The organism is Pseudomonas sp. DR208 (assembly GCF_019823005.1).
Classification (GTDB): domain Bacteria; phylum Pseudomonadota; class Gammaproteobacteria; order Pseudomonadales; family Pseudomonadaceae; genus Aquipseudomonas; species Aquipseudomonas extremorientalis.
In genome coordinates, this window is record NZ_CP081944.1 from 5,235,819 (window position 1) to 5,261,848 (window position 26,030).

At 61.6% G+C, this 26,030-nt stretch carries 24 protein-coding genes and 1 pseudogene; 14 read left to right on the plus strand and 11 right to left on the minus strand.

Features of this window, described 5'->3' with window-relative positions; translation table 11 throughout:
• Positions 1-89: 89 nt before the first annotated feature.
• From K5K89_RS23595 to K5K89_RS29080, 5 genes and pseudogenes are all read left to right on the plus strand, one after another.
• A complete protein-coding gene (locus K5K89_RS23595; RefSeq protein ID WP_222540361.1) occupies positions 90-2,654 on the plus strand; it encodes a TonB-dependent receptor in 2,565 nt (854 codons plus the stop codon).
• A 133-nt stretch (positions 2,655-2,787) separates the two neighbouring features.
• Entirely contained in the window at positions 2,788-3,396 is a 609-nt protein-coding gene (locus tag K5K89_RS23600) for a biliverdin-producing heme oxygenase (protein ID WP_071489315.1), read from the plus strand.
• 146 nt (positions 3,397-3,542) lie between these two features.
• Positions 3,543-3,944 carry a YbaN family protein gene (locus K5K89_RS23605; RefSeq protein ID WP_071489314.1) on the plus strand — a complete coding sequence of 134 codons (402 nt, stop codon included), beginning with the start codon at positions 3,543-3,545 and terminating at the stop codon, positions 3,942-3,944.
• Between the two features lie 411 nt (positions 3,945-4,355).
• Positions 4,356-5,363, plus strand: a pseudogene (locus tag K5K89_RS29075) (HAMP domain-containing protein); the annotation flags it as partial.
• A gap of 102 nt (positions 5,364-5,465) precedes the next feature.
• Positions 5,466-6,221, plus strand: coding sequence for a methyl-accepting chemotaxis protein (locus K5K89_RS29080; protein ID WP_370468593.1), 756 nt, complete (start codon positions 5,466-5,468; stop codon positions 6,219-6,221).
• 63 nt (positions 6,222-6,284) lie between these two features.
• Here the strand turns inward: K5K89_RS29080 and K5K89_RS23615 are convergent, their stop codons facing one another.
• Positions 6,285-6,848 carry an NAD(P)H nitroreductase gene (locus tag K5K89_RS23615; RefSeq protein ID WP_222540362.1) on the minus strand — a complete coding sequence of 188 codons (564 nt, stop codon included), beginning with the start codon at positions 6,846-6,848 and terminating at the stop codon, positions 6,285-6,287.
• A gap of 140 nt (positions 6,849-6,988) precedes the next feature.
• Between K5K89_RS23615 and K5K89_RS23620 the strand changes: the two genes are divergently transcribed.
• The 3 genes from K5K89_RS23620 to K5K89_RS23630 are packed head-to-tail and all read left to right on the plus strand — an operon-like array spanning position 6,989 to position 10,612.
• A complete protein-coding gene (locus tag K5K89_RS23620) occupies positions 6,989-8,416 on the plus strand; it encodes a di-heme oxidoredictase family protein (RefSeq protein ID WP_071489311.1) in 1,428 nt (475 codons plus the stop codon).
• Positions 8,417-8,447: 31 nt separating this feature from the next.
• On the plus strand, positions 8,448-9,512 hold the full coding sequence (locus K5K89_RS23625; protein WP_071489310.1) for an imelysin family protein: 1,065 nt from the start codon (positions 8,448-8,450) through the stop codon (positions 9,510-9,512).
• A gap of 2 nt (positions 9,513-9,514) precedes the next feature.
• Positions 9,515-10,612, plus strand: coding sequence for a DUF1513 domain-containing protein (locus tag K5K89_RS23630; RefSeq protein ID WP_222541747.1), 1,098 nt, complete (start codon positions 9,515-9,517; stop codon positions 10,610-10,612).
• Between the two features lie 82 nt (positions 10,613-10,694).
• Here K5K89_RS23630 and K5K89_RS23635 read toward each other — a convergent pair whose 3' ends face one another.
• The 5 genes from K5K89_RS23635 to colR all read right to left on the minus strand — a co-directional run bounded on the left by K5K89_RS23635 (position 10,695) and on the right by colR (position 14,465).
• Positions 10,695-10,922 (minus strand): hypothetical protein, encoded by a 228-nt coding sequence (locus K5K89_RS23635; RefSeq protein ID WP_028617789.1) that lies wholly within the window; start codon positions 10,920-10,922, stop codon positions 10,695-10,697.
• On the minus strand, positions 10,919-11,638 hold the full coding sequence (locus K5K89_RS23640; RefSeq protein WP_222540363.1) for a lipopolysaccharide kinase InaA family protein: 720 nt from the start codon (positions 11,636-11,638) through the stop codon (positions 10,919-10,921). The genes K5K89_RS23635 and K5K89_RS23640 overlap by 4 nt, the downstream gene beginning before the upstream one ends.
• Before the next feature lie 4 nt (positions 11,639-11,642).
• Positions 11,643-12,323, minus strand: coding sequence for a class I SAM-dependent methyltransferase (locus K5K89_RS23645; RefSeq protein WP_071489306.1), 681 nt, complete (start codon positions 12,321-12,323; stop codon positions 11,643-11,645).
• A 188-nt stretch (positions 12,324-12,511) separates the two neighbouring features.
• Positions 12,512-13,792 (minus strand): sensor histidine kinase, encoded by a 1,281-nt coding sequence (locus K5K89_RS23650; protein WP_071489305.1) that lies wholly within the window; start codon positions 13,790-13,792, stop codon positions 12,512-12,514.
• Positions 13,782-14,465 (minus strand): two-component system response regulator ColR, encoded by a 684-nt coding sequence (gene colR / locus K5K89_RS23655; protein ID WP_003175870.1) that lies wholly within the window; start codon positions 14,463-14,465, stop codon positions 13,782-13,784. The genes K5K89_RS23650 and colR overlap by 11 nt, the downstream gene beginning before the upstream one ends.
• Positions 14,466-14,665: 200 nt before the next feature.
• On the opposite strand from colR, the gene K5K89_RS23660 reads away from it, so the two are divergent.
• The 4 genes from K5K89_RS23660 to K5K89_RS23675 all read left to right on the plus strand — a co-directional run bounded on the left by K5K89_RS23660 (position 14,666) and on the right by K5K89_RS23675 (position 19,147).
• Complete coding sequence (locus K5K89_RS23660) at positions 14,666-16,615, plus strand: LTA synthase family protein (RefSeq protein ID WP_071489304.1); 1,950 nt, start codon at positions 14,666-14,668, stop codon at positions 16,613-16,615.
• A gap of 77 nt (positions 16,616-16,692) precedes the next feature.
• Positions 16,693-17,391 carry a response regulator transcription factor gene (locus tag K5K89_RS23665; protein WP_071489303.1) on the plus strand — a complete coding sequence of 233 codons (699 nt, stop codon included), beginning with the start codon at positions 16,693-16,695 and terminating at the stop codon, positions 17,389-17,391.
• Positions 17,381-18,679, plus strand: a complete 1,299-nt coding sequence (locus K5K89_RS23670) for an ATP-binding protein (protein ID WP_222540364.1) — start codon at positions 17,381-17,383, stop codon at positions 18,677-18,679. Before K5K89_RS23665 ends, K5K89_RS23670 begins: the two co-directional genes overlap by 11 nt.
• Positions 18,680-18,799: 120 nt before the next feature.
• Complete coding sequence (locus K5K89_RS23675; protein ID WP_222540365.1) at positions 18,800-19,147, plus strand: hypothetical protein; 348 nt, start codon at positions 18,800-18,802, stop codon at positions 19,145-19,147.
• A 75-nt stretch (positions 19,148-19,222) separates the two neighbouring features.
• On the opposite strand, the gene groL is transcribed toward K5K89_RS23675, so the two are convergent.
• The 5 genes from groL to K5K89_RS23700 form a co-directional block, all read right to left on the minus strand.
• Positions 19,223-20,869 carry a chaperonin GroEL gene (groL, locus tag K5K89_RS23680; RefSeq protein ID WP_071489300.1) on the minus strand — a complete coding sequence of 549 codons (1,647 nt, stop codon included), beginning with the start codon at positions 20,867-20,869 and terminating at the stop codon, positions 19,223-19,225.
• Positions 20,870-20,919: 50 nt separating this feature from the next.
• Positions 20,920-21,213 (minus strand): co-chaperone GroES, encoded by a 294-nt coding sequence (locus K5K89_RS23685; protein ID WP_003193940.1) that lies wholly within the window; start codon positions 21,211-21,213, stop codon positions 20,920-20,922.
• Positions 21,214-21,460: 247 nt separating this feature from the next.
• A complete protein-coding gene (locus tag K5K89_RS23690; RefSeq protein WP_016975517.1) occupies positions 21,461-21,937 on the minus strand; it encodes an FxsA family protein in 477 nt (158 codons plus the stop codon).
• Positions 21,938-22,003: 66 nt separating this feature from the next.
• The gene (locus K5K89_RS23695) at positions 22,004-22,735 is read right to left on the minus strand and encodes a HugZ family protein (RefSeq protein ID WP_071489299.1); all 732 of its coding nucleotides are present in this window, start codon (positions 22,733-22,735) and stop codon (positions 22,004-22,006) included.
• A gap of 106 nt (positions 22,736-22,841) precedes the next feature.
• Positions 22,842-23,849, minus strand: coding sequence for a DUF481 domain-containing protein (locus K5K89_RS23700; RefSeq protein WP_071489298.1), 1,008 nt, complete (start codon positions 23,847-23,849; stop codon positions 22,842-22,844).
• A gap of 154 nt (positions 23,850-24,003) precedes the next feature.
• Between K5K89_RS23700 and K5K89_RS23705 the strand changes: the two genes are divergently transcribed.
• Together K5K89_RS23705 and K5K89_RS23710 are read left to right on the plus strand one after the other, a co-directional pair.
• On the plus strand, positions 24,004-24,357 hold the full coding sequence (locus K5K89_RS23705; RefSeq protein WP_071489297.1) for an MGMT family protein: 354 nt from the start codon (positions 24,004-24,006) through the stop codon (positions 24,355-24,357).
• 43 nt (positions 24,358-24,400) lie between these two features.
• Positions 24,401-25,933: an AmpG family muropeptide MFS transporter gene (locus K5K89_RS23710; RefSeq protein ID WP_071489296.1), complete on the plus strand. Its 1,533-nt coding sequence runs from the start codon at positions 24,401-24,403 to the stop codon at positions 25,931-25,933.
• Positions 25,934-26,030 lie beyond the last annotated feature (97 nt).

A 26,030-nucleotide genomic window follows, 5' to 3' on the forward strand; every position in this document is an offset into this window, starting at 1 on the left:
GGCACTGGTACGTCTCGTCTTAGCCAATGCAACTGATTCCTATTTGGTTCGGTTCGCAACTATAAGATTCGTACCCCGGAGCGCTCTCGATGTCCTCTTGCTTCAACCGCCGGTCCTCTTCGCCCGTCCTGTCCTTGCTGACGGCGGCCATCCTGCTGGCCGGTGCGCCAGTGATGAACGCCACCGCCGCCGAGCCTGCTCCGCGCAGCCACGGCAACTACAACTTCAGCATCGAGCAGCAATCGCTGGTCTCTGCACTCAACGCCTTTACCGCCGTGACCGGCTGGCAGGTCGGCCTGCCAGCGGAACTGGCCCAGGGTGTGTCATCCCCTGGCGTACGCGGTCCGTTGTCGCCGGAAAAAGCCCTGGACCGGCTGTTGGTGGGGACCAACCTGAGCTATCGCAAGCTGGGCAGCAACAACATCGTCCTGGAAAAACGCGCAGCGGGCGGCACCCTCAACCTGCAACAGGTGACCATCAGCGCCACCCGTAACGAGCAGGATGTGACCAGCGTACCGAGCACCGTCAGCGTGCAGGATCGCGAAGAACTGGACCGCCAGAACGTCAACAACATCCGCGAACTGGTGCGCTACGAGCCCGGCGTCTCGGTCGGCGGCGCGGGCACCCGCTCCGGTAACGCCGGCTTCAACATCCGCGGTATCGACGGCGACCGCATCCTCACCCAGGTGGACGGCGTGGAAGTGCCGGACAACTTTTTCAACGGCCCCTACGCCAAGACCCGTCGCAACTACGTCGACCCGGAGATCGTCAAGCGTGTGGAGATCCTGCGCGGCCCGGCCTCCGCCCTGTACGGCAGCAGCGCCATCGGTGGCGCCGTGAGCTACTTCACCCTCGACCCGGACGACATCATCAAGCCAGGCCAGGATTTCGGCGCCCGCCTCAAGACCGGCTACAGCTCCGCCGACGAAAGCTGGCTGACCTCCGGCACCGTCGCCGGCCGCGTACAGGACTTCGATGGCTTGCTGCACCTGAGCCAGCGCAATGGCCACGAGACCGAATCCTACGACGGCAACAACGCCACCGGCCTGGCCCGCACCGGCGCCAACCCGGAGGACGCGCGCACCACCAACATCCTGGCCAAGCTCGGCTGGAACTATGGCGATGACAACCGCTTGGGCCTGACCTACGAGAAGTACAAAGACGATCGCGACGTCAACCTGAAGAACGCGGTAGGCGGCCCGTTCATCGGCGGCCGAGGCTTCAACCTCTACCGTGATCGTCGTGGCAACGACACCATTACCCGTGAACGTTTCGGCCTGGAAAACAGCTTCGCCCTCGAGTCGCCGATTGCCGACCGCATCAAGACCAGCCTCAATTACCAGATCGCCAAGACCGACCAGACCACCGCCGAGATCTATCAGTCAGGCCGTCGTGTCCTGCGCACCCGCGACACGCTCTACCAGGAAAAACAGTGGATTTTCGACGCCCAGCTCGACAAGGCGTTCAGCCTCGGTGAAACCGACCACCAGGTGACCTACGGCACCACCCTCAAGCAGCAGAAAGTCACCGGTTCGCGCGAGGGCAACGCGACCTGCGTGGCCGTCGGCAGTGGGTGCACCGCCATCGGTGCCCCCAGCCCGATGGCCAGCGACAGTGTGAAGAAGTCCAGCGACTTCCCCGACCCGACCATCAACACGTATTCGCTGTTCGCACAGGACCAGATCACCTGGGACAAGTGGACCTTCCTGCCCGCCGTGCGCTACGACTACACCCAGCTCAAACCCAAGCTGACCCAGGAATTTCTCAACACCGTCAACCCGACAGGGGCGGACCCGGTGAGCGACAAGGAAAAAACCTGGCACCGTGTGACGCCCAAGTTTGGCCTGACGTACGCCCTGACGGATCAATACACCTGGTTCGGCCAGTACGCCGAAGGTTTCCGTACGCCGTCCGCCAAGGCCTTGTACGGCCGCTTTGAAAACCTGAACCTGGGCTACACCGTCGAGCCGAACCCCGACCTCAAGCCAGAAACCAGCAAAGGCGTCGAAACCGGGATTCGCGGCAAGTTCGACGAAGGCTCTTTCGAGATCGCCGTGTTTTACAACAAATACCGCGACTTTATCGACGAAGACAACGCCGTTGCCGGGGGCAGTCTTGAACAGTTCCAGGCCATCAACATCAAGCGCGCCACCATCAAGGGCGCCGAAGCCAAGGGCCGCCTGAACCTGGATGCCTTCGGTGCGCCGCAAGGTCTCTACACCCAGGGCTCGGTGTCCTATGCCTATGGCCGCAACGACGATAATGGCGAGCCGCTGAACAGCGTCAACCCGCTCAAGGGGGTCTTCGGCCTGGGCTACGACCAGGACAACTACGGTGGCCTGTTGAGCTGGACCCTGGTGAAAAAGCAGGATCGCGTCGACAGCACCACCTTCCACGCGCCGGACGGCGACACCAGCGGCCCCTTCAAGACCCCTGGCTTCGGTGTGGTCGACCTGACCGCCTTCTACAAAGTCACCCACGACGTGACCATCAACGGCGGCCTCTACAACCTCACCGACAAGAAGTACTGGAACTGGGATGACGTGCGCAGCTACGACAGTGTCGGCGAAGCCGCCGTGACCGGCCCGGCCAACCTCGACCGCCTGACCCAGCCGGGCCGCAACTTTGCGATCAACGTGATCTGGGACATCTAGCACCGCCCTACTCACCCCGTTGAAATTTCTTCGACGGGGTGAGGATTTTTTACTGTGCCGCGTCTTCTTGTTCGTCTAGTTGATAACAGCTCTCTTTCGGGCACCCAGGCGCATCCCTTCTCAAGGACTTTTCATGACCGCTTCCCCTACTGCAGAACGCGCAAGCCTGCGCTCCCAACGCCTGAACCAGATCACCAACGAGCCGCACACCAAGCTCGACGCACTGGTCAAGGCCCACGCCCCGTTTGAAACCCGGGCCAACTTCGCCCGTTTCGTGGTGGCGCAGTACCTGTTCCAATCGGAACTGGTGGCCCTGTACAACGATGCCGAACTGATCAAGATCGTGCCGGACCTGGCCGAGCGTTGCCGTGCCGAAGCCGCCAAACTGGACCTGGGCGACCTGGACACCGAGGTGCCTGCACCGGTCGCCGGCGCCGTGAAAAACCCGAGCAAGGCCGAAGCCCTGGGCTGGCTGTTTGTGTCCGAAGGCTCCAAACTGGGCGCTGCGTTCCTGATCAAGCGTGCCGTGGGCCTGGGCCTGAGCGAAACCTTCGGTGCCCGTCACCTGGGTGAGCCGGCCGGTGGTCGCGCCGAAGGCTGGAAAAGCTTCACCCGTACCCTCGACGCCCTGGAGTTCAGTGCCGAAGAGGAAGCCGCAGTGGAAAAAGGTGCGATCGACGCGTTTGTACGCTTCACCGTCTTGCTCGAACAGGCGTACGCTAGCGCCCCTGAATTGGCCTGACATCCAGATTGAAATGCCATCAACTGTGGGAGGGGGCTTGCCCCCGATAGCAGAGCGCCAGTCAACGCTTCTCTAGCTGACACATCCCCATCGGGGGCAAGCCCCTCCCACAGTTGGCGCTCACTTCGCGACGTTACAAATAAACCATGACCCGCAAAACCCAATCCACCTCGAAAATCGCCCGGATCCTCTTCGGTCTGCTGGCCTATGTCAGCCTGGGCATTGGGTTGATCGCGATTGTCGTGCCGGGTTTGCCCACCACCGAATTCATCCTGCTGGCCGCCTGGGCCGCCACTAAAAGCTCGCCACGCCTCAGCGCCTGGCTGGAGAACCACCGGCTGTTCGGGCCGATCCTGTTCAACTGGCGCAACGGCAAGATCATCGCTCGCCGAGCCAAAGTCAGCGCCACTGTAAGCATGCTGCTGTGCGCCATGCTGATGCTGGTGATGCTCGACCACGGCTGGCCGATCTACCTGGCCATTGCCGGAATGAGCCTGGGCAACCTGTGGATCTGGTCACGCCCGGAAAGGCTTGCAGCGCCTGTCTGACGCCGCGTGTAGGTGTTTTCCTACCGCTCATCGCCTCTTTCTCATGAATTGATTTGTGACGCCGATGTTTCAGACATAGCGCTGAATGGACTTGGCTCTGCTGCATGCATCCCCACCAGTCCATTCGCGAGTGAGCCTATGTTCAACACCCTCTCCATCCGCCTGAAAATCGTGCTGCTGTCCGGCCTTTGCCTGTTGGGGGTGATAGCACTGGTCGTCGGCATCAATATCTACAACACCAACCAGAATGATCTGTTGGTCAGCGATTCCAGCTCGCGCATGCTCACCGCCAGCGTGGAACAACTGCTGCAAGCCAGGGCCGCCGAGCAAGCAGTGCAGTTGCAGAAAACCTTCGGCGACAGCCTGATGGCGCTGACCGCGCTGGCCGACCAGATCAAGGATTTGCGCACCATGGCCAGCAAGCGTGGCCTGGAAGCCGGCGCGCTGCGCGAAGAAATCAACCAGAGCCTGAAAACCACCTTCGATCGCAACAGCAAAGTGCTGGGGTTCTGGCTGTCATTCGAACCCAACGGCCTCGACGGCAAGGACAGCGAGTTCGTCGATGACAAGGCACGCGTCTCCAACGAAACAGGGCGCTTCTCCAGCTATTGGAGCCGTGCCGGCGGTGAAGGCTTGAACACCATCATGGTCGAAGAAGACCTGAACAAGACCACCCTCACCCTCAATGGTACGCCCTACAACATCTGGTACACCTGCCCACGGGACACCCGCAATACCTGCCTGCTGGAACCCTATGAAGATACGGTGGCCGGCAAAAAGGTACTGATGACCACCATCGCCTCGCCACTGATCGTGGGGGGTAAACTCATCGGCGTCGTCGGTGTCGACATCGCCCTCACCGCCCTGCAAGCAACCGCCGACGCTGCACAGAAGGACCTGTTCAACGGCGCAGCGCACCTGGAGATTCTCTCCAGTACCGGCCTGATTGCCGCCTACAGCGGCGAGCCGGCCAAGGTCGGCAAGAACCTGATCGACACCCTCGGCGCCGAGGGCAAGGAAATCGTACAGTTGCTGGCCAGTGACAACCGCATGATCCGCGAACAGGACGACACCATCCGCGCCGTGTACCCGGTCAAGCCGATTGCCGACGCCAAATCCTGGGGCGTGGTGATCAAGCTGCCAAAAGCCGTGATGCTCGCCGACAACGTCAAGTTGCAGCGGGTGCTTGACGACGCCCAATCCGCAGGCACCCTGAAGGCACTGCTGGTGGCCGCCGCCGCCGGCCTGCTCGGTTTGCTATTGATCTGGCTGACCGCTACCGGCGTGACCCGGCCGATCAACAGCGTGGCCGCCATGCTCAAGGACATCGCCAGCGGCGACGGCGACCTTACCCAACGCCTGGCCTACGCCAAGAAGGATGAACTGGGCGAACTGGTGAACTGGTTCAACCGTTTCCTCGACAAGCTGCAACCGACCATCGCCCAGATCAAGCAAAGCATCACCGAAGCACGCGGCACCGCAGACCAGTCTTCGGCCATCGCACGCCAGACCAGCGAAGGCATGCAGGTGCAGTTCCGCGAAATCGACCAGGTGGCCACCGCGTCCAACGAAATGAGCGCCACCGCCCACGACGTCGCCAACAGCGCGTCCAATGCCGCCAGCGCGGCACGCGGTGCCGACCAGTCGGCGCGTGAAGGCATGTCGATCATCGAGCAGAGCACCCGCGACATCACCACCCTGGCCGAAGAAGTCAGCAAGGCCGTGGGCGAAGTCGAAGCCCTGGCGGTCAACAGCGAACAGATTGGTTCAGTGCTGGAAGTGATCCGCAGCATTGCCGAGCAGACCAACCTGCTGGCCCTCAATGCCGCCATCGAAGCGGCACGCGCCGGGGAAAGCGGTCGAGGGTTTGCGGTGGTAGCCGACGAAGTGCGTAACCTGGCCAAGCGTACCCAGGATTCGGTGGAGGAAATCCGCCTGGTGATCGAGCGCATCCAGAGCGGCACCCGTGGCGTGGTGGCGACCATGCATTCCAGCCAGAGCCAGGCCCAGAGCAATGCCGGGCAGATCCATCAGGCGGTGCAGGCCTTGGGCAAGATCAGCGATGCGGTGACCGTGATCAGCGACATGAACCTGCAGATCGCCAGCGCCGCCGAACAACAGAGCGCCGTGGCCGAAGAGGTGAACCGCAACGTCTCGGCGATCCGTACCGTGACCGAAACCCTCACCGGCCAGGCCACCGAGTCGGCGGCCATCAGCAGCCAACTCAATGCACTGGCCAGCCAGCAGATGAAGTTGATGGATCAGTTCAGGGTTTAAGAAACACCACAAAACCAATGTGGGAGGGGGCAAGCCCCCTCCCACAGTTTGATCACTTGGGATTTAGAGACCGGGCCAGGCACTGACAAACTGCGTCAGGTCTTCTTTAGCAGCGGTACGCGGCGGGTTCTGCGGTGTGCCCAGGTACAGGAATCCAATCACTTCCTCATCCGCCGTCAGCCCCAGGCCGTTGGCCACGTGGGCCGAGTAGGACAATTCCCCGGTGCGCCATACCGCACCAATCCCCTGGGCATACGCCGCCAACAGGATGCCATGAGCCGCACAGGCAGCAGCCAGCAGTTGCTCGGACTTGGGCACCTTGAAATGCTCCTGCAAACGGGCAATCACCACCACCACCAACGGCGCGCGCAACGGGCCGTTCTGGGCCTTGTCGATCACCGCCTGTGGCGCATCGGCGTCTTGCAGCCGGGCCGCTTCGGCCAACAAGGTGCCCATCTGTTCGCGAGCAGCGCCTTCAACCGTGAGGAAACGCCAAGGGCGCAGTTGGCCGTGGTCGGGCGCACGCATGGCGGCGGCAAACAGCACATCGCGCTGCTCCTGGGTCGGTGCCGGTTCCAGCAGGCGCGGCACGGAAACACGGTTGAGCAAAGCGTCGAGAGCCTGCATGGGCCACCTCCAGAAAAAAATGTGCGGTCATTCTAGCGGGAATGAATCGGGATGCCACCAAACGATAATTGCTCTTATTCATTGCGCCCTGCCCTGTTAGACTTTGCGACCTTATTTTCCGCCGTGGTTCAGGAAGTTCGATGTCCCCTTCGCTTTTTCGCCTGTCCGCAGCCTTGCTGGCCTTGAGCCTGGCTGGCTGCGATGACGCGCCCAGGTTTACCAAGGCCGAGCCGGGTGAATCACGGGCGGGCGGTGCTGCGACGGTGAACAAGCGCGACCAGAACGCGTTTTCCCTGCCCTCGGCCAACCTGTCGCCCACCCGCCGCCTGGATTTCAGCGTCGGCAACAGCTTCTTTCGCAGCCCCTGGGTGATCGCACCGTCCACCACCACGGCGCGGGATGGCCTCGGCCCGCTGTTCAACACCAACGCCTGCCAGAACTGCCATATAAAAGACGGTCGTGGTCACCCACCGCTGCCCGATGCACCCAACGCGGTGTCGATGCTGGTACGCCTGTCGATTCCGGATGCGCCCGCCTATGCCAAGGCCATCGAACAGATGGGCGTGGTGCCCGAGCCGGTCTACGGTGGGCAATTGCAGGACATGGCCGTGCCCGGCGTGCCGCCGGAAGGCAAGGTGCGGGTCGATTACACGCCGGTCAACGTGACGTTCAAGGACGGCACGGTGGTCGAGTTGCGTAAACCCGACCTGCAGATCACCCAGCTTGGCTACGGCCCGATGCACCCCGACACGCGCTTTTCCGCACGCATCGCGCCGCCGATGATCGGCCTGGGCCTGCTCGAAGCCATCAGCGACGCCGACATCCTGCGCAACACCGACCCGAAGACCGCCGACAAGCAAGCCATCGTCGGCCGTGCCAACTGGGTCTGGGACGACGCCCAGCAAAAAACCGTGCTCGGGCGTTTTGGCTGGAAAGCCGGGCAACCCAACCTCAATCAACAAAATGTTCACGCGTTCTCTGGTGATATGGGCCTCACCACATCCCTGAGACCCTTTGATGACTGCACCGATGCCCAAGTCGCCTGCAAACAGGCCCCCAACGGCAATGGCCCCGATGGCGAGCCGGAAGTCAGCGACAACATCCTGCGCCTGGTGCTGTTCTACACGCGCAACCTGGCGGTGCCGGCGCGCCGTGGCGTCAACACGCCGCAGGTGCTGGCCGGTAAAAACCTGTTCTATCAAGCCGGCTGCCAGGGTTGTCACACGCCTGCATTCACCACGGCCGCCAATGCTGCCGAACCTGAACTGGCCAACCAGGTGATCCGCCCCTACAGCGACCTGCTGTTGCACGACATGGGACCGGGCCTCGCCGACAACCGCACAGAATTCAAGGCCGGTGGCCGCGACTGGCGCACGCCGCCGTTGTGGGGCATTGGCCTGACGCAAACCGTGAGTGGCCATACCCAGTTCTTGCATGACGGCCGCGCCCGCAACCTGCTCGAAGCCGTGCTGTGGCATGGCGGTGAAGCCCAAGCGGCGCAGCAGCATGTGTTGTCCTTCAATGCCGAGCAGCGCGCAGCGTTGCTGGCGTTCCTGAATTCTTTATAAGCTTCGCCCCACTTATAGAAGGGAGCTCGACATGTTCCGTCCCAAGTTGTTGTTCACCAGCCTGGCCGCCCTCGCCCTTGGCGCCTGCTCGCCGCAAGACCCGCAAGCAGTGACCTCTGCGGCCATCGCCAAGCAAGTGATCCTGCCGACCTACAGCCGCTGGGTCGAAGCCGACCGCCAACTGGCCGTCAGCGCGCTGGCCTACTGCCAGGGCAAGGAGAGCCTGGACACCGCGCGTGCCGATTTCCTGCATGCACAAAAGGCTTGGGCCGAGCTGCAACCGCTGCTGATCGGGCCGCTGGCCGAGGGCAACCGTTCGTGGCAGGTGCAGTTCTGGCCGGACAAGAAGAACCTGGTCGGCCGCCAGGTCGAGCAACTGGTCGCCAGCCAGCCGCAGATCGACGGCGCCGCCCTGGCCAAGTCCAGCGTGGTGGTGCAAGGCCTGTCCGCCTACGAATACATCCTCTACGACGCCAAGACCGACATCGCCGACGACGCACAAAAGGCCCGTTACTGCCCGCTGCTGGTCGCCATCGGTGACCGTCAGAAGGCCCTGGCCGAGGAGATCCTGGCCAGCTGGAACAGCACCGACGGCATGCTGGCGCAGATGACCAAGTTTCCGAACCAGCGCTACGCCGATTCCCACGAAGCCATTGCCGATCTGCTGCGCGTGCAGGTCACCGCACTGGACACCCTGAAGAAAAAACTCGGCACGCCGATGGGCCGCCAGACCAAGGGTATCCCGCAGCCGTTCCAGGCCGATGCATGGCGCAGCCAGTCGTCCCTGCAAAGCCTCGAAGCCAGCCTCGCGGCAGCCCAGACCGTATGGGTCGGCGTCGACAACAAAGGCCTGCGTGGCCTGCTGCCGTCCGAGCAGAAGCCGTTGGCCGACAAGATCGACGCCGCCTATGCCGCGTCGCTGAAACTGTTCGCCAGCAACCAGCGCACCCTCAATGAACTGTTGAACGACGACGCCGGGCGCCAGCAGCTCAACGATATCTATGACAGCCTCAACGTCGTCCACCGCCTGCACGAAGGCGAGCTGGCCAAGGCGCTGGGCATCCAACTGGGCTTTAACGCCAACGACGGTGACTGATGATGCTCAGGCGACAGGCTTTGGCCATCGGCAGCGTGCTGCTCAGTGCTCTCACACTGGGTGGCTGGACGCTGTTCAAAAGCAAAGACAAGGGCCCGCTGCTGCTCTCGGCGCGGGATGATGCGGACGGCAAGCACTACGCCGTGGGTTACCGCCTGGACGGCAGGCAGGTATTTGCCACCCAGGTCGGCCAGCGCTGCCACGACATCATCAACCACCCGACGCTGCCGATTGCGCTGTTTGCCGCCCGTCGCCCGGGCACCGAGAGTTACCTGATCGACCTGCGCGATGGCGCGCTGCTGCAAACCATCACCTCCCAGGTCAACCGCCACTTCTATGGCCACGCGGTCATTCACAAGAGCGGCGACTGGCTGTACGCCACCGAGAACGACACAGCCGACCCCGGCCGTGGCCTGCTCGGTGTGTACCGTTTCGAAGGCGAGCGGCTGGTGCATACCGGCGAGATCTCCACCCACGGCATCGGCCCGCACCAGGTGTCGTGGATGCCCGACGGCGAGACCCTGGTGGTGGCCAACGGCGGCATTCGTACCGAAGCCGAAAGCCGCGTGGAGATGAACCTCGACGCCATGCAACCGAGCCTGGTGCTGATGCAGCGCGACGGTACCTTGATCAGCAAGGAAACCCTCGGCCAGCAGATGAACAGCGTGCGGCACATGGGGATCGCCAGCGATGGCACCATCCTCACCGGGCAGCAGTTCATGGGGGCGTCACAGGAGCGTTCCGAGTTGCTGGCGATCAAGCGTCCGGGGCAGCCATTCGTGGCGTTTCCGGTGGCGGACGAGCAGTTGCAGGCGATGGGGCACTACACCGCCAGCGTCGCAGTGCACAGCGAATTGCGCCTGGTGGCGTTGACTGCCCCACGGGGCAACCGCTTCTTTATCTGGAACATGGACAGCGGCGAGCTGCGCCTGGACGGACCGCTGCCCGACTGCGCCGGTGTCGGTGCCGTGGAGGATGGGTTTGTCGTGACCTCGGGCCAGGGCCGTTGCCGGTTCTACGATTGTCGCCAGAAACAGTTGGTGGCAACGCCGCTGGAATTGCCGGCAGGGCTTTGGGATAACCATCTGCACATGATCTGACGCCCCCTTTGCCAGAACATTTCCACGACCACAAAAAAAGGGCCCCGCTTCGCAAGGCCCTTTCCCAGGGGTTTGAATCGTTTCAACTCTGCGGCCTCATGCCTTGAGACATGCCAAACATGAACAGCAACAACTCATGATCGGGCTTGGCCGCCGTGCTCGCCTTGGCAACGCGCGGCAACAGGCATTGCGCGCCACCCTGCGTTGCACTGAGCACCTGGGTGCGAGGCTGTTCCCACGCCGCCAGCGCCAGGGCTGCAACGCCCAGCGCCCCGACCAGGAACAGACCTCGTGCTATTTCTAGCTTCATCTGGTTAAACCCTTGATAGCGCTGCCAAACGCCGTCTCGTAAAAGTAGCTGAGTTTCTTCCAGTCGGCATCGTTCCACGACGAATGGCGGCGCAATTGCAGCATGTCATGGGAGGCGGCCCGATAAGCGGTCAGGCGCTGGCGGCATTTCTCGAAGTCCAGCAGCGCCACTTCGACGTTGGCCGAATCACCCTCGCCCGTCACTCGCACAAAGATATGCTTGATGTAGAGGCAGCCATGCTGCCAACGACCCTTGTGCATGCGCGCCAGGGTGCCGGCCAGTTCCTGGAGCACACGCTCATGCACCCGCTCGCCGTAATTCTCGCGGCCACCGGCGGCGTACCAGTTCTCTATTTCGTCGAAACCGTCGAGGGCCGCAGTGACCAGCAGCGCTTTCCACTGGTGCTCGGGGTCGCGGCGCGCTTCGCAAAACACCATTTCCGGCACACGCACGTCCAACAAACGCAGGCCCTTGAGGGCATCGCGCTCACGCAGCACCGTCGGGCGACCAAACGGATGCAGCCAACTGCGGTAGATGTGCCCGGTCTGGCGCTTGCTGTAGAGCAAGCGTCCGTTGGGGCTGATCACACGCTGCACACCGCTTTCACCACCACGGCGACGGTTGGGCTCTTCGACCCACTCGCCTTGCTGGCGCCAGAAATATTCGAATCGTTCCTCGGGAGCTACGTGACTGCCTGCTACGCACTCAACTGCCATCCTGTTACCTCTTGCGTAATACGTACACTCGCCACATGGCATAGAGCGGTATGAAGTCCAGGGACTCCTGGACACGGAAGCCGGCTTCCTCAAACTCTGCTTCAACAGTAGCAGCCGGTAACACAAATCTGTTTTGGTAACCTTCCTGCTCACCTTTCTTGCGACGCTGCTGCTCGAGCCGCTTGCGTTTCCAGGCCTTGAAATTGCCATCGACCCACAACGAAACAATCACGCTGTCACGGGTAACGCGTTGAAACTCGCGCAATATCGCCATGCGATGCGCCGGATCACCAATGTGGTGCAACAGTCGCATGCAGAAAATGCTGTCGACCGCGTTATCTGGCAAAGCAATATCAAAGGCCGATGTCTGCAAGGGTCGTACCCGTTTCACCACATCGGCGGGCTGGGCGACCGTTGCCACCTTCAACATGGACGCCGAGTTGTCGGCGCCGATGATCACGCGGTTGGGCTTTTCCGCCAGCAGGGGCCAGAAACGACCGGCGCCGCAGGGCAAGTCCAGCACCAGGCCAGGCTCACCCGCCATCGCCAGCGCGCCACGGGCCAATTGCTCGTCGCGTTTGTGGGACAACCGGCGCGCCAGATTGTCTTGATGCTTGAGCAAATATTCCTGAGCGTGTTCGTCGTCGTACTTTTCGGAAAATTCGAGCTTGATCGGGGTAGGCATCAACGGATCTCCAGTAGCTGATGCCTACAACCTTAAGCAGCGCACTGTGAGTAACTGGTCAACCCGTTGTGAAAAACTTGTCCTGTCCAGCCCCATACATTTCAAGACTTTACAGACTCACGCAATAGCATGGGGCCATCTTCGCCGAATTGCGGGGATGTCTGGCAGGATAGCGGCAGGGGCTAGCGTCAGGCGTTGACCTGACTCAATTGCACATGAAAGCGGCAGCCGTTGGGCTCCATGGTACTGAGGCTGACGCTCCAGCCCTGGTTCTCGCAGATGCGCTGCACCAGCGACAACCCCAACCCCAGGCCCTCACCGCGCTTCTCGCTGCCGCGTACGAACGGCTCGAACATTGCCTCGCGCTTGTCCTCGGGGATACCGACACCACTGTCTTCCACGATAAATCCGCTCGGTTCCAGGGTCAGCCGGATAAACCCCTGCTCGGTGTAGTGCAGGGCATTGCGCAGCAGATTGCCCATCACCGCATGCAGGAAGGTGGTGTTATAGCGTGTATCCAAGGGGTTGCCGGGTTGGTAGATCAGTTCCAGGCCTTTGTGCTCGATGGGCTCGCGCCAGATGCCGAGCAGATCTTCGGCCACCTGCGTCAGGCTGACCTGGGGCGACATTGCCGCTTCGTCATGCTGGGCACGGGCCAGCATCAGGAAGGTCTGCACCAGTTCGCGCATTTCTTCGCAGGCCCGGGCAATGCGCAGCACCTGGTTGCGCCCGCGCTGATCGATGGCGGGGTTTTCCAGCAGCAGTTCGCAGGAGCTGGCCAACACCATCAAAGGTGTGCGCAGCTCATGGCTCACGTCGCTGGTAAACAGCTGTTCACGGGACAGGGCCTGGCGCAGCCGTCCCAATGTGGCGTCGAACGCCACCGCCAGCTCGCCCACTTCATCCGCTGCGTAATCCGGCGCCAAGGGCGGGGCCAGGCCGAGCAATTGGTCACGGTGGCGCACCTGACGGGCCAGACGCACCACCGGCGCCATTACCTTGCGCGCCAACACCCAGCCGAGGAACACCGCCAGCGCCAGGCTGAGCACAAAGCCCACCAGCACCACGGCGAACAACACGCGCTCGCGCTCTTCGAAATCGCTTTGGTCCTGCAACAGTACGTAGCGCCGCCCGTCGACCACTTCGACCATGGCGTGGTACGACAGCGCCTCGCGGAATACCTCATGGAAACCGGGCTCAAGGTGGCGCAGGTCCTTGGGCAACTCGAAGTCGCCGGGGCCACCACTGAAATAAAACAGCTGGTCCGGCTCGGGTCGGTGCCGCCAGTCCTCGACGGTGTCCATCAGCAGCAGGCGTTGCAAGTCGCCGCCCAGGCCCGCCGAGATCAACTTCTCTTCCACCAGGTGCACCGTCGCCACGATACCCATGGCGAAGGCCCCCGCCACCAACGCACTCATCAAGGCAAAGGCGATGATGATCCGTTGCGCAAGGCTTTGCTTAAACTCCATCACGACCCTCGGCCAGGCGATAACCCACACCGTGCACCGTCTGCAGCAACGGCTTGGCAAAAGGTTTATCGATCACTTGGCGCAATTGGTGAACGTGGCTGCGCAGGCTGTCACTGTCCGGGCAGTCATCGCCCCACAGGGCTTCTTCGAGAATTTCGCGGCGCAGCACGTGCGGGCTCTTCTGCATCAGCACCGCCAGCAGTTTCAGGCCGACCGGGTTGAGCTTGAGCAGGCGCCCTTCGCGGGTGACTTCCAGGGTATCGAGGTCGTAGCTCAGGTCACCGACCTGCAGGGCGCGGCGACCGCCGCCCTGGGCACGGCGCAGCACGGCTTCGATACGTGCGGCCAGTTCCGACAGGGCAAAGGGCTTGAGCAGGTAGTCATCAGCGCCGGACTTGAAGCCCTGCAACCGGTCATCGAGTTGGTCACGGGCGGTGAGCATGATCACCGGCGTATCGCGGCGGGCGTCCTCACGCAGGCGTTTGCACAGGGTGTAGCCATCGATGCCGGGCAGCATGATGTCGAGCACGATCAGGTCGTAATGCTCGGTGGCGGCCAGGTGCAGGCCCGACAAACCGTCCTGCGCACAGTCCACGGTGTAGCCCTTCAGCCCCAGGTAGTCGGCCAGGTTGGCCAGAATATCGCGGTTGTCTTCAACCAGTAGAATTCGCATGGGCAGTGTCTCCGTACGCGGTAACGGCCGTGTTGGCTCGCGCAGCTTAAGGCCAAGTGTGGCTCAGGGATAGACCCGTAAGGGCCGTCGATAAAGGTTTTCAACCGATTAATTAGTCGAACGAGTTTTTCACTATAGCTTCACAAACTGACTACAGTGTCAGGGCGAAGATCGCGCCCATCGATATAAGGAAGTTGGACATGGGGTTTCTCAAAACAGCGCCTATGCGCTATTTGCTGCTGGTCACCGGTGCCTGGCTGTTGGTTTTCCTGCTCACGCGCAGCGTGCTGCTCATCACTCACCTGGACGAAGTCGGTGGCAACCTGCTGCCGGTGTTTGGCGTGGGCCTGCTGTACGACCTGGGCTTTCTGGCCTATGCCGCCCTGCCACTGGGGTTGTATCTGCTGCTGTGCCCACCTGCCCTCTGGCGCCGTCGCGGTCACCGCTGGTTCCTGCAGGCGGTACTGACCGTCAGCCTGTTCGCCATGCTGTTCACCTCGGTCGCCGAATGGTTGTTCTGGGATGAATTCGGCGTGCGCTTCAACTTTATCGCCGTCGATTACCTGGTGTACTCCGATGAGGTGTTGAACAACCTGCTGGAGTCCTACCCGATCGGCAAGCTGCTCAGCCTGCTGGCGATGCTCGCCGTTGTGTTGAGCCTGGCTCTGCGCAGACCGTTCATCGCCGCGATGAATGCACCGCTGCCGGCAATGCGGGGTCGCCTGGTCAATGCCCTGGGCCTGTTGGTGGTTGCTGGCCTCAGCCTGCAACTGATCAGCCAGGACAGCCCACGCGCCCAAGGTGGCAACGCCTACAAGAACGAACTGGCGAGCAATGGCCCGTATCAGTTTTTCGCCGCGTTCCGTAACAACGAACTGGACTACACCCAGTTCTATAAAAGCCTGCCCGCGGACGTTGTCGCCAAACAGTTGCGCGCCGAACTGAGTGAGCCCAATGCTCGCTTCATCGACAAGGACCCCTTGGATATCCGCCGCGCCATCGATAACCCCGGCACGCTGCGCACACCCAATATCGTGCTGGTGACCATCGAAAGCTTCAGCGCCAAATACATGGGCAGCAACGGCGACGAGCGCAACCTGACGCCCAACCTGGATGCGCTGCGCAAACAAAGCCTGTATTTCAATAATTTCTATGCCACCGGCACCCGCACTGACCGAGGCCTGGAGGCCATCACCCTGGCGATCCCACCCACGCCGGGCCGCTCCATTGTCAAGCGCATCGGCCGCGAAAGCGGCTTTGCCAGCCTGGGCCAGCAACTCACCGCCATCGGCTACGACAGCGTGTTCGTCTACGGCGGACGTGGCTACTTCGACAATATGAATGCGTTCTTCAGCGGCAACGGCTATCGGGTCGTCGACCAGAGCAGCGTGCCAGAATCGGAGATCTCATTTAAAAACGCCTGGGGCATGGCCGACGAAGACCTCTACAAACAAACCCTGAAACTGGCCGATGCCGACTACGCCAAGCAGCAGCCGTTCCTCCTGCAACTGATGACCACCTCCAACCATCGCCCCTACACGTACCCGGATGGGCGCATCGATATCAAATCCGGTAACGGCCGCGACGGTGCGGTGAAGTACACCGACCACGCCATCGGTGAGTTCCTGGAGGCGGCACGCCAGAAGCCGTGGTTCGATAACACGATCTTCGTGTTTGTCGCCGACCACACTGCCGGCAGCGCGGGCAAAGAAGACTTGCCCATCAGCAACTACCAGATACCGCTATTCATCTACGCCCCCAAGCTGGTCGACGCCCGGGAAACCGCGCAACTGGCCAGCCAGATCGACCTGGCGCCCACCTTGCTCGGCCTGCTCAACCTGAGCTACGAATCGACCTTCTTCGGTCGCAACCTGCTGCAAGACAACCCACTGCCACCCCGTGTGGTGGTCGGCAACTACCAGCACCTGGGGCTGTTTGACGGTAAAGACCTGGCGATCCTCAGCCCGCGCCAGGGCCTGCGTCGCCACGATCAGGCCCTGGGTGAAAGCCAGGAGCTGCGGGTGGGCAGTGATGACCCGCTGATCCTGCGCGCCATCACCTACTACCAGGCCGCCAGCTATGGCTTCAAACAGCAGTTGCTGGGCTGGAAAGCGCCGAAGGTCGCAGAACCCGCCATCAGCGCCCGCTGATCGCCACGCGTGGCCCTTGCCTCCTGCGGGGCAAGGGCGTAACACTTGCGCCCATTCTCCGGCGACGACGCCTTTTCATGTCCGACACCCTGCTGCTGATCGAAGATGACCGCCCACTGGCCGCCCTGACGGCGGAGTTCCTGCGCGCCGAAGGTTTCAGCGTGGCGGTGGAGCACCGTGGCGACCGTGCCGCCCAGCGTATTCTCGACGAAAAACCGGCGTTGTTGATTCTGGATGTGATGCTACCCGGCATCGACGGTTTTACCCTGTGCCGACAGATCCGCGAGCAGTACCCCGGCCTGATCCTGATGATGACGGCACTCGACGAAAACGCCGAGCAACTGACGGGGTTCAACGTCGGTGCGGACGATTACGTGGTCAAACCGGTCGACCCGCTGTTGTTGCTGGCCCGTATCCGCTCATTGCTACGTCGCCATCCCCAGGCACCCCGTGCGTATTACCAGTGGGGCACGTTTCGATTGGACCTCGACTGCCATTTCGCCTGGCTCGATGAGGTGCCCTTGCAGTTCTCGGTGGCCGAGTTCGAATTGCTTGCGATCTTCGCCCGCCACTGCGGGGTGTTGCTGACCCGGGAAAAACTCCTGCAAAGCCTGCGCGGCCTGGAGTACGACGGGCTCAATCGCTCGGTGGATATGCGCGTGTCGCGCCTGCGCAAAAAGCTGATGAGCCTGGGCTGCCCGGTGACGATCCAGACCATCACCGCCCAAGGCTACCTGTTTGTCGAAACACCGCAAGAGGCCCGACATGTTCTCTAGAGTGCGACCCTGGACGGCGATTCTCGCGGGCACCGGCTGGGGCGCGTTGACCCTGTATTTGCTGTGGCTGTGCGCCAATGCCTCGGTGTTTGTCGGCGAATACAGCTTTTTGCGCTTGATGGCCGGGCCGGGCTATCTGGTGGCGGAGCAGCTCAAGGCCTTGCCGGCTGACCAGCGTGAAGCGCGTATGGAGGTACTGCGCGCGCGCTTCCAGTACCCGATCCGGCTCGTCACCCTGGATGAGGTCGAACTGCCGCCCGAAGCGCTGATCATGCTTCAGCACCAGCAACCGGCGCAGAGCAGCGATGAAGACATCACCTATTTCCCGCTCGACGACAAAACGCTGATCCAATTCGGCCCGATGTGGGGAACCGCCGAGGTCAAGGACCTGCTGCAATTCCCGGTGTATGGGATCACCGCGTGCGTGGCCGGTCTGCCGCTGGTGCTGTGGATGTGGTTCGGTCTGCGCGCACGCCGCCAGCGTAGCGCCGACCTGCAAGCACTCGATGTTTGCCTGGGCACCCTGGCCCGTACGCCCAATGCGATGCTGCCAGCCATGGGCAAGGAATGGGCGCCCGTGCTGCAGACCTTGCAGCAACATGCCCACGACATCAACGCCATGAGCGAACGTCACCGAGAGGTTTCCCAGGCCGTCTCCCATGAGTTGCGCACGCCGCTGGCACGCATGCGTTTTGCCTTGACCCTGCTGGGCAAAAGCGACGACCCGTCCACGCGCATACGCTTGCAGGAACGCCTGCAAACCGATGTGGAAGAGCTTGAAGCCCTGGTGCGCGCCAGCCTGGCCTTTGCCCGGATGGCGGGCGCACCCGCCGACCTGCAGCATGAGCCCATCCCTATCCGTGACTGGCTGCATCAGGAGTTTGCCTTGCTCGACGGGCATCAGCGGCGCCTGAGCCTGGACACCGAGCCGGCAGACCTGCAATTGATCGGCGACCGCGCCTTGTTGCATTTGATCGTGCGCAACTTGTTGAGCAACGCCATCACCTACGCCCGTGACCAAGTGAGCGTCAGTGCTGCCCACCAGGATGACCAGCACCTGGTGCTGCATGTGGACGACGACGGCCCCGGCATACTCGCCGAAAACCGCGAAAAGATATTCGAGCCGTTTGTGCGACTGGCCATGGGCGGCGATGACCCCGGCGGCTTCGGCCTCGGGCTGGCACTGGCCAAACGCGCCAGCCAATGGCATCGCGGTGAGTTGTCGGTGGCGCGCAGCCCGTTGGGCGGGGCACGCCTGACCCTGATCCTGCCGCTGCGCCCTCAATAGCCTGCGTGTTACAGCCTGTGACAGTGAACCGTTGGCATTCTCCGTAATCTCGCCACCTGATCCAGGGTTGCCCCTGCGCCCTGGGTCCCCGTCCTCTGGACCCGGTTGGAGAGCCCGTTCATGCGTCCCCCAAAACAGCATTTATCCACGTTGATGCTATCGCTGTGTATCGTCGCCAGCGCGCTGCTGGCCAGTCAGGCGGCTGCCGTGAGCCGCGCAGCGCCTGACTTCACTGGTTCGATCAAGTCGCCCGGCTACGACGCCCACACCCTTAAACTGCTGGGCGAGGTGACCATGTCCAGCCGCTGGCGGCGGCCCATACCCAGGCCACGCACTAAAGCCGCGACTCTGTCTGCCCAAGGCCCGCTCGGCCATACGTCTGCACCGTGGTCCGCTGCACGTGTGCCCTCGGCGCTTGCCAGGGGGATGACATTCAAGAAGCTGTTGCGACGCGGCGGCATGGGTTGAGCGGTCAACCGGACATAAAAAAACCCCGCCTGCATCACTGCAGGCGGGGTTTTTTATGAGCCGGGTAAGGCTGGCTTACATCATGCCGCCCATGCCACCCATGCCGCCCATGTCTGGCATACCGCCGCCAGCCGAGCCTTCAGCCTTAGGCTTGTCGGCAATTGCAGCTTCGGTGGTCAGGATCAGACCGCCGATGGAGGCTGCGGCTTGCAGCGCGGAACGAGTCACCTTGGTAGGATCCAGGATGCCCATTTCGATCATGTCGCCGTAGACGCCAGTCGCAGCGTTGTAACCGTAGTTACCTTTGCCGTTCTTGACTTCGTTGACTACAACGCTTGGCTCGTCGCCGGAGTTGGCAGCGATCTGACGCAGCGGCGCTTCAACAGCGCGACGCAGCACAGCGATACCCACGTTCTGGTCAGCGTTGTCGCCGGTCAGGTTGGTCAGGGCTTCCAGAGCACGGATCAGCGCAACGCCACCGCCAGGTACCACGCCTTCTTCAACGGCTGCGCGGGTTGCGTGCAGGGCGTCTTCAACGCGGGCCTTCTTCTCTTTCATTTCAACTTCGGAACCGGCGCCAACCTTGATCACTGCAACGCCGCCGGACAGCTTGGCCAGACGCTCTTGCAGTTTTTCACGGTCGTAGTCCGAGGAAGTTTCGGCAACCTGGGCACGGATCTGAGCGATACGGGACTCGATGTCGCCTTCAACGCCAGCACCGTCAACGATGGTGGTGTTTTCTTTGGAAATGGTCACGCGCTTGGCACTGCCGAGGTGTTCCAGGGTGGCGCTTTCCAGGCTCAGACCGATCTCTTCGGAGATAACGGTACCGCCGGTCAATACGGCGATGTCCTGCAGCATGGCCTTGCGACGGTCGCCAAAGCCTGGCGCCTTGACGGCTGCGACTTTAACGATGCCACGCATGTTGTTCACAACCAGCGTCGCCAGGGCTTCGCCTTCAACGTCTTCGGAAACGATCAGCAGTGGGCGGCCGGCTTTGGCCACGGCTTCCAGCACTGGCAGCAGTTCGCGGATGTTGGAGATCTTCTTGTCGACCAGCAGGATCAGCGGGCTGTCCAGCTCGGCAACCATGGTTTCCGGCTTGTTGACGAAGTACGGGGACAGGTAGCCACGGTCGAACTGCATGCCTTCGACAACCGACAGTTCGTTTTCCAGGCCCGAACCTTCTTCCACGGTGATCACGCCTTCCTTGCCGACTTTTTCCATGGCTTGGGCAATGATGTCACCGATGGAGCTGTCGGAGTTGGCGGAGATGGTGCCTACCTGAGCGATAGCCTTGGTGTCGGCACATGGCTTGGACAGGTTTTTCAGCTCGGCAACGATGGCGATGGTCGCCTTGTCGATGCCGCGCTTGAGGTCCATCGGGTTCATGCCGGCAGCGACGGCCTTGTAGCCTTCGTTGACGATCGCCTGGGCCAGGACGGTCGCGGTGGTGGTACCGTCGCCTGCGTCATCGTTGGCACGGGAGGCAACGTCTTTGACCAGCTGCGCGCCCATGTTTTCGAAACGGTCTTCCAGTTCGATTTCTTTTGCGACGGAAACGCCGTCCTTGGTGATGGTCGGAGCGCCGAAGCTCTTCTCGATGATCACGTTACGGCCTTTCGGGCCCAGGGTCGCTTTTACTGCGTCAGCCAGGACGTTGACACCGGTGAGCATTTTCTTGCGGGCGGAATCGCCGAATTTAACTTCTTTAGCAGCCATGATCGATATTCCTTAAATACTTTGGAGTAACGGGAAAATGAGCGGGGAAATCAGTCTTCCAGAACAGCGAGAATCTCGTTCTCAGCCATAACCAGCAGGTCTTCGCCGTCGACTTTCACTGTGTTGCTGCCGGAGTAAGGGCCGAAAACAACCTTGTCACCCACTTTCACGGCCAGCGCGCGTACATCACCGTTCTCCAGGGTCTTGCCTGGGCCCGCAGCGACGATCACACCGTGGTTGGCTTTTTCAGCAGCCGAACCTGGCAGAACGATACCGCCAGCGGTTTTCTTTTCTTCTTCGCTGCGACGGATTACGACGCGGTCGTGCAGAGGACGAAGCTTCATTGTCGATCTCTCCTAATTGTGTTTTTCATCGGCCGGTATCAATTCCGGCGGGTTAAATTCCGGCGGTGCCGGTCGCGGTTCGCGGGGCGAAACGCGGAAGTCTGTCCAGTGTCACCACCAGAAACCTTGCGGTGACCGTTACATAAGGGCGCATATGCTTATTACAAGGGGCCGGGGATGAAATTTTTTGTGTCTGCCTGCGGGTAAACGCAGCACGGCACCCGAAGGTGCCGTGCCAATGAAGCGGTTATTTGCTGTCGCGGTGTTCGAACTCGCCTTCGATCACATCCCCTTCACGCCCCAGCGGCTGGCGCGGAGCGGGGCCGCCACGGGGTTGCAGGTCGTCGGCGAAAGCTCGCTGGCGAATCGCCGCCTCTTCGGCACGCTGGCGCATCTTGCCGGCCAGCAGCTTGCGGGTGAACGGCAGCAGCATCACCAGGCCGACCACATCGCTGATGAAGCCCGGCAGGATCAACAGGCCACCCGCCAGGGCCATCATCAGGCCTTCAAGCATGGTCTGGGCGGGCAGCTCGCCACGGTTCAGGCTTTCACGGGCACGCAGCGCCGTGGCCAGGCCGGCGACGCGCAGCACCAGGACGCCGAGCATCGAGCCGAGAATGATCAGCAACAGGGCCGGGAAAAACCCGATCGCGCTGCTGACTTGAACGAATACGAACAGCTCCAACACCGGGAACAGCAGAAAGAGCAATAAAAAAGGGCGCATCAAATGGTTCCTCAACGCAAGAATGCCTTGCCAGTCCACCTTAGATGACGTCGCCGTTTCGTGAATTCAAGCGTCGGCGCTGGCTTTTTTCGGCCAGGCCTCGGCGTGGGCCAATGAAACCAGGGCTTCGCGTACTTGTGTCGGCGTGTTGCAAGGCTCCGCAAATGGCAACCAATATAAGGATTGGCCGACACGCAGGTGCATGCCTTCGCTGTCGATGCCGGCCAATTGGGCGGGCTCGGAGGTGGGCAAACCGCTGAGATCGACGTAATGGGCAATGGCCTTGGCGTGATCGCTGTTCATGTGCTCGATCATGCTGCGCTCGGCCTTGCCGGCGAACGGGTTGGCCAGGGTCAACTGGTCGACCCAGTGAATCGCGCCAAAGCCACCGATGTACCGGTGGCGTACGGGCTTGAGAACCCAGAAATCAAAGTCGTGGGCCTTGTGGTAGTTGGCAGAATCCGGGAAGTAGCGGTAATAACGCTCGGCCGCCGCCTCGATGGCGTCGCCCTCCTCCAGTTTTTCCGCTTCGGCCAGGTAGGTCAGGCGCCCGACGGCCTGCACATCATCGGCCTCGCGCTCCCCCACCAGCAAAGAGCATTTGGGATCTTTCTGCAGGTTGTGGGTGTGCTGGGCGATACGGCTGATCAGGATCAACGGGCGACCCTGATCGTCGAGGCAATACGGTACGACCGAGCCGAACGGGAAGCCGGGCATGGCTTTGGACAAAGTGGAGAGAGCCCCACGGTATTCCTTGAGCAACAGCTCTCGGGCGTTCTTGGCAACCTGTGCGCTCAACGTATGACTCCTCGGGTATTCAGCCGCCCATGGCATATGGGAATGGATCTCAACGCAAGGTAATCATTATCGGCAAAGGTTGCCAAGCAGGTTTTGTTCGACCGTGTTACCAGGCCACGCCGAAGCCCGCGGTGTAGCGGGTCTTGCTCAGGCTGCTGTCGGAGTCGCCGCTGATCACGTCGCGCTCGGCCTTGAGGTTGAGGGAGGCCCACTCGGTGACTTTGTAGCGCAGGCCCATTTCCGCATCCAGCGAGTACTCAGCAGGACCGTCGATAGGCTTGCCCACCTCACCATTGGTGAAGAATTCGACGGTCTTGCCCACCAGGTAGCGGTTGTAGTTCCACTTCATGGCCAGGGAATAGAAGTTGTCCTTGCCGCCGTCGGCGTATTCATAGTCGGTGCGGTTGACCAGCGAGCCCAGGGAGAACGCCCCCAGCTCATCGTCCCAGAACTGGTAGCCAGGGCCGGTACCGACGGTGCGCTGGCGCGAGAGGTCTTCAACCTTGTCACGCTTGTAGGTCAAGCGCCCCTGCCAGAACCAGTGTTCGGTCAGGAAGCGGTCGAGATCGTATTCCAGTGCCCAGTTGTCGGTGGTGGTGACATCGTCCTGGAATTCGCGGTTGTACTCGCCCTGTCCGGTATGGCGCCATTGACCATGGCGTGCGGTGGTCTTGAAATCGATGTCGTAGTCGTTGGTGTCTTTGTCGGCGCGTTTATAGTCCAGCGCCATGTCCACATTGCCCTTCCACACCAGGTCTTCGATCACAGGCTTGGGCTTGATGATCTGCTGGATGCTTGCCAAGTCCACCGTCTTGGGCGCTTCACCGTTGGCCAGCACCACCTTGCCATCCTCCGCTGCTTTCAGGGATTTGGCTTTCTCGCCGGTGTAGGCGTCCTGCTTGACCAGCAACTCCTGGTCGCTCTCCAGGGTTTTCACCTGCTTCCAGTCCACGGGGATGGCACCGGCGTAGTCAGTCTGGATCAGCAATTTGCCGCCATCGAAGACTTTGATCTTGCCAGTCAGGCGGTCACCGTTCTTCAACCAGACGGTGTCGGCCAACAAGGGCGTGGAAGCACTGAAAACAGCGAGGCACAGCAGGGTTCTGGACAACATAAGCGGGTATGGGGCTCAAGGTTGGCGAAAAGGAGGCATTATCGTGTTAGATAGCTAGGACTGACTCAAGTATCGAGGTCGAGTTCAATGTTCATCGCGATGTTTACAGACGTTTCTTACAAATATGCCGACGATTTAAACGGATAGCCGCTCAATGAATCAACCTGCCGAGTCGCCGCAAAGCCCCGCCGAGATGCGTCGTACCGCTCTTTACCTGACGCTGGCGCAAGTGCCCGAAGGCTGCGTGGTGAGTTACGGCGAGCTGGCTCACCTGGCGGGCCTTGGCCGTGCCGCACGCTGGGTGGGCCGTACGTTGAGCCAACTGCCCGAGGACACCCGGCTGCCCTGGCACCGCGTACTGGGTGCCGGTGGTCGGATAAGCCTGCCGGTGGGCAGTGCCTCGGGTGACGAACAACGGGCGCGTTTGCGCGATGAAGGCGTCATGGTCCGCAACAATCGCGTGGATATTCAGCGCCATGGCTGGCGCCCGGTAGAGCACAGCGGTTAGAGTGCGCGCTTTGTTTCCGCAAATCTGAGGCAGACTCCAGCCCATGCCCCGTAAAACCTGGCGCGCCGCGCTCGCTGCCTATGCCAGCCCTTCGACGTTAGTCCTGTTGTTGCTCGGCTTTGCCGCCGGCCTGCCTTACATGTTGGTGTTCTCGACGCTTTCAGTGTGGTTGCGCGAGGCCGGTGTGGCACGCGAGACCATCGGCTATGCGAGCCTGATCGGTTTGGCGTATGCCTTTAAATGGGTCTGGTCGCCGCTGCTCGACCAATGGCGCCTGCCGCTGCTCGGTAAACTCGGACGCCGCCGTTCCTGGCTGGTGCTGGCCCAGTCGCTGGTGATCCTCGGATTGATCGGCATGGGCTTCTGCGACCCGCAGAAACACTTGTCCTGGCTGATCGCTATCGCCGTCATCGTGGCTTTCGCCTCCGCCACCCAGGACATCGCGGTCGACGCCTACCGTCTGGAAATCGCCGACGACAGCCGCCAGGCTGCGCTGGCCGCCAGCTACATGTCCGGTTATCGCATCGCCGCGCTGCTGGCCACGGCAGGCGCACTGTTTTTTGCCGAAGGGTTCGGCTCCACCGGTTTCAACTACAAGCACTCGGCCTGGACCGGCACCTACGTACTGTTCGGCGTGCTGATGATTCCGGCACTGCTGACCACGCTGTTCATGCGCGAACCTGATGTGCCACTGCGCACCCAGTTGCAGGCCGGGCGCTACAGCTTCGTACACCAACTGGCATCGGTGTTCGTGCTGATCGTGCTGCTGGTATCGGTACCGGCAATGTTTACCCAGTTGTTCAACACCGACTTCGGCAGCGTGATATTCCACGGCGTGAGCCTGTGGGATCTGCTGATGGAAGACCGCGCCTTCCTGCGCGCCATCCTCTATATAACCCTCACGTCGCTGTGCCTGTCGGCCATGGGTCGCCGGGGTCTGGCGCCGGTGCTGACACCGGTCAATGACTTCATCCTGCGTTACCGCTGGCAAGCGTTGCTGTTGTTGGGACTGATCGCCACCTATCGCATGTCCGACACCGTGATGGGCGTGATGGCCAACGTGTTCTACATTGACCAGGGCTTCACCAAGGACCAGATCGCCGGCGTCAGCAAGATCTTCGGCCTGATCATGACCCTGCTGGGTGCAGGCATGGGCGGCCTGCTGATTGTGCGCTTCGGTATCCTGCCGATCCTGTTCATCGGCGGTGTGGCGTCGGCCGGCACCAACCTGCTGTTCGTGATGCTCGCCGACATGGGCCCGGACCTGCAGATGCTGATCTTCACCATTTCCCTGGATAACTTCAGCTCAGGGCTGGCGACCTCGGCGTTTGTGGCGTACCTGTCGAGCCTGACCAACCTCAAGTTCTCCGCCACCCAATATGCCCTGCTCAGCTCGATCATGCTGTTGCTGCCACGCCTGATCGGCGGGTATTCGGGGGTGATGGTGGAGAAGTTCGGGTATCACAATTTCTTCCTGATCACCTGCCTGCTGGGCGTGCCGACGCTGTTCCTGATCGCGTTGCACTGGTTCCAGGAAAATCGGCGGGCGCGGTTGAGTCCGCCGACCGAAGACTGACAATGTGGGAGGGGCTTGCCCCCGATAGCAGGTTGTCAGGCGCTTATGTGTTACTGATCCACCGCTATCGGGGGCAAGCCGCCTCCCACATACCCCT

Excerpts from the sequence above, each read along its gene's own strand:
- groL (WP_071489300.1), bottom strand. The coding sequence starts at position 20,869 with ATGGCTGCTAAAGAAGTTAAATTCGGCGATTCCGCCCGCAAGAAAATG.
- K5K89_RS23675 (WP_222540365.1), top strand. The coding sequence starts at position 18,800 with ATGCGTCCCCCAAAACAGCATTTATCCACGTTGATGCTATCGCTGTGT.
- K5K89_RS23665 (WP_071489303.1), top strand. The coding sequence starts at position 16,693 with ATGTCCGACACCCTGCTGCTGATCGAAGATGACCGCCCACTGGCCGCC.
- K5K89_RS23650 (WP_071489305.1), bottom strand. The coding sequence starts at position 13,792 with ATGGAGTTTAAGCAAAGCCTTGCGCAACGGATCATCATCGCCTTTGCC.
- K5K89_RS23660 (WP_071489304.1), top strand. The coding sequence starts at position 14,666 with ATGGGGTTTCTCAAAACAGCGCCTATGCGCTATTTGCTGCTGGTCACC.
- K5K89_RS23645 (WP_071489306.1), bottom strand. The coding sequence starts at position 12,323 with ATGCCTACCCCGATCAAGCTCGAATTTTCCGAAAAGTACGACGACGAA.
- K5K89_RS23700 (WP_071489298.1), bottom strand. The coding sequence starts at position 23,849 with ATGTTGTCCAGAACCCTGCTGTGCCTCGCTGTTTTCAGTGCTTCCACG.
- K5K89_RS23630 (WP_222541747.1), top strand. The coding sequence starts at position 9,515 with ATGCTCAGGCGACAGGCTTTGGCCATCGGCAGCGTGCTGCTCAGTGCT.
- K5K89_RS23595 (WP_222540361.1), top strand. The coding sequence starts at position 90 with ATGTCCTCTTGCTTCAACCGCCGGTCCTCTTCGCCCGTCCTGTCCTTG.
- K5K89_RS23685 (WP_003193940.1), bottom strand. The coding sequence starts at position 21,213 with ATGAAGCTTCGTCCTCTGCACGACCGCGTCGTAATCCGTCGCAGCGAA.
- K5K89_RS23625 (WP_071489310.1), top strand. The coding sequence starts at position 8,448 with ATGTTCCGTCCCAAGTTGTTGTTCACCAGCCTGGCCGCCCTCGCCCTT.
- K5K89_RS23705 (WP_071489297.1), top strand. The coding sequence starts at position 24,004 with ATGAATCAACCTGCCGAGTCGCCGCAAAGCCCCGCCGAGATGCGTCGT.
- K5K89_RS23640 (WP_222540363.1), bottom strand. The coding sequence starts at position 11,638 with ATGGCAGTTGAGTGCGTAGCAGGCAGTCACGTAGCTCCCGAGGAACGA.
- K5K89_RS23605 (WP_071489314.1), top strand. The coding sequence starts at position 3,543 with ATGACCCGCAAAACCCAATCCACCTCGAAAATCGCCCGGATCCTCTTC.
- K5K89_RS23690 (WP_016975517.1), bottom strand. The coding sequence starts at position 21,937 with ATGCGCCCTTTTTTATTGCTCTTTCTGCTGTTCCCGGTGTTGGAGCTG.
- K5K89_RS23620 (WP_071489311.1), top strand. The coding sequence starts at position 6,989 with ATGTCCCCTTCGCTTTTTCGCCTGTCCGCAGCCTTGCTGGCCTTGAGC.
- K5K89_RS23615 (WP_222540362.1), bottom strand. The coding sequence starts at position 6,848 with ATGCAGGCTCTCGACGCTTTGCTCAACCGTGTTTCCGTGCCGCGCCTG.
- K5K89_RS23710 (WP_071489296.1), top strand. The coding sequence starts at position 24,401 with ATGCCCCGTAAAACCTGGCGCGCCGCGCTCGCTGCCTATGCCAGCCCT.
- K5K89_RS23600 (WP_071489315.1), top strand. The coding sequence starts at position 2,788 with ATGACCGCTTCCCCTACTGCAGAACGCGCAAGCCTGCGCTCCCAACGC.
- K5K89_RS23635 (WP_028617789.1), bottom strand. The coding sequence starts at position 10,922 with ATGAAGCTAGAAATAGCACGAGGTCTGTTCCTGGTCGGGGCGCTGGGC.
- K5K89_RS29080 (WP_370468593.1), top strand. The coding sequence starts at position 5,466 with ATGCAGGTGCAGTTCCGCGAAATCGACCAGGTGGCCACCGCGTCCAAC.
- K5K89_RS23670 (WP_222540364.1), top strand. The coding sequence starts at position 17,381 with ATGTTCTCTAGAGTGCGACCCTGGACGGCGATTCTCGCGGGCACCGGC.
- colR (WP_003175870.1), bottom strand. The coding sequence starts at position 14,465 with ATGCGAATTCTACTGGTTGAAGACAACCGCGATATTCTGGCCAACCTG.